At 57.4% G+C, this 1,473-nt stretch carries 2 protein-coding genes and 1 pseudogene; all 3 read left to right on the top strand.

The features are described 5' to 3' along the window. Positions 1 to 534: pseudogene (locus HK20_RS12235) on the top strand (pilus assembly protein PilN); the annotation flags it as partial. Next, entirely contained in the window at positions 531 to 1,127 is a 597-nt protein-coding gene (locus HK20_RS12240) for a hypothetical protein (RefSeq protein ID WP_086647325.1), read from the top strand. The pseudogene HK20_RS12235 and the gene HK20_RS12240, both read left to right, overlap by 4 nt. A gap of 131 nt (positions 1,128 to 1,258) precedes the next feature. Continuing rightward, on the top strand, positions 1,259 to 1,473 hold a 215-nt coding region (locus HK20_RS13270; RefSeq protein ID WP_233129209.1), incomplete at its 3' end, for a hypothetical protein.

The following is a 1,473-nucleotide window of genomic DNA, read 5'->3' on the forward strand; positions in this document are numbered from 1 at the left end:
CTTTTCTCAGGATCGAAAGTGGTCGTGCAGGCGCTGCAGCAGCTGGGGCATGTTACCGAGCAATACGACCGCTCTGTTGTCACGACGAACAATCAGACAGCGCCGTTCCAGAACGGCATCAATACGACCTATCTGGCCAACAGCTCGTCTGTGCTCGCCACCAACTCCGGCAGTTCCAACTCCCTGTCCCCCGGTGTCGTGATGTCCGGGTTCATGGGGTCAGTAACACCCAAAATCGTTGATAGCCGGATACTGCTGCACCTGAACTTCCTGCTGCAGACACTCCAGACCATCACCACCATCTCAAGCGGTGGCTCCTCCATCCAGGCTCCCAAAACATCCAGCACATCTTTGGATGATACCGTCGCATTGCAAAACAACAGCACGTTGGTTCTGAGCGGCTATGTCGATGACGCGACCTCCCGCAAACACAACGGCGTCGGTTCTGCCATGGACTGGATCCTTGGCGGCGGTGGAGACGCAACCCTCGATAAAACCCACGTCGTCGTCACTGTTGAGGCCCACACCCTATGAAAAAAGCCCTGATCGCCTCACTCGCACTCACAGTGAGCCTCCCCGCCGTATCGCGGGCAGCACCTCCCGATTGCGCACAGCACCTGCAGGAGCCAGGAGCTGACGGCCGGCTCTCTCAGGAGCAGCTCGATGCGAACAACGCCTGTCTGAACATCGTTGAAACTCAAAAGAAGATTTCAGAAGGACTGGCCGCCATCGCTGACAACGAGCGACGGACAAAAAATGGCGGGGCCGCTTATCAGGCCCCTGCTGTGCGCAATGATTCCGCATCCGCACATATGCCGTTCCCACAGCAACGTCCCCTCGCCATGCCTCGGCCTGACATGGCTCCATCTGGAGAAAAAGCCGAAAGCTCTGGCCCCAAGGCCAGTGTTGACGGCGTTATGTGGGAAGGCGGAAACGTGATCACCGGCTTTATCCGTCTTCCCGATGGGCAATCCCTTGAAGCCATGAAAGGGACGACACTGCCCGATGGAAGTGTCGTGACGACCATTACCCAGAGCGGAACGGTCATAGTGACCCGGGACGGCAAACAATATTCCCTGCCATCCAGTAAGCCCCCTCAGCAGTCTTCCACTGCAAACTCCTTATAGGGAGCGGAATAATGGCCGTATTATTTACCCTCTCGAACGGGAGCCGTGTTTTCGTGAGCGGAATGCGCTGGGTGCCACACGCCCGGCGCCCATCTCTGCGCACCATCCGAGGGGAAGCACTGGCGATGGGCATGACAGACTATGTGCGCGCGCAACAGATGCCCAACCGAGTTGGCTATCTGAAAGTCGTCGATGAAAAACTCGCCGATCAGAAGGCCGGGAAAGCCAGAAAAGAAAGTCTCCTGCTTGCGGTCCTCGCGCAGTGTGAGCCTTTGACGTGCGTCGAATGTGACTTTGGCCCCTCTGGAACCTGGGTCATGGCTACGGACGAAAATGGATTGCCCCT

It is taken from the genome of Acetobacter sp. DsW_54, from assembly GCF_002153575.1.
In the GTDB taxonomy this organism is placed as follows: Bacteria; Pseudomonadota; Alphaproteobacteria; order Acetobacterales; family Acetobacteraceae; genus Acetobacter; species Acetobacter fabarum.

What these genes read in the sequence shown, in the direction of transcription:
- HK20_RS12240 (WP_086647325.1), top strand. Translation starts at nt 531, where the DNA reads ATGAAAAAAGCCCTGATCGCCTCACTCGCACTCACAGTGAGCCTCCCC.